Raw genomic sequence first — 285 nt, forward strand, 5'->3', positions numbered from 1 at the left:
CGTCACCTTCGACGACGTCGGCGTCGATCCCCGGAAGTGGACGACTGCCGGCGTACTGTACGACGGCATCGGGACCGTGCAGGTCTCCCTAAACGGCGAGACCGTAAAGACTTCGCTCGACATCCCGTTGCAGCCGGTCCGCCCCGTTACGGCGGTGACGATCGGCAATGAGCCCGAGGGCTCGCTGCCCTTTTTGGGCTTGATCGACGATGTGAAGGTCTGGCGGCCCAACGCCACCAAGATCAAGTCTGATTTCACGGACCGGATCGTCAAGGCCGGCCTCAC

1 protein-coding gene is annotated in these 285 nt (G+C 63.2%); it reads left to right on the forward strand.

From position 1 onward, the window contains the following. Positions 1–285, forward strand: a 285-nt coding sequence (locus K8B81_RS20870) for a LamG domain-containing protein (protein WP_223683452.1), incomplete at both ends; no start/stop codon positions are given.

It is taken from the genome of Flavobacterium hibisci (assembly GCF_020026925.1).
In the GTDB taxonomy this organism is placed as follows: Bacteria; Bacteroidota; Bacteroidia; order Flavobacteriales; family Flavobacteriaceae; genus Flavobacterium; species Flavobacterium hibisci.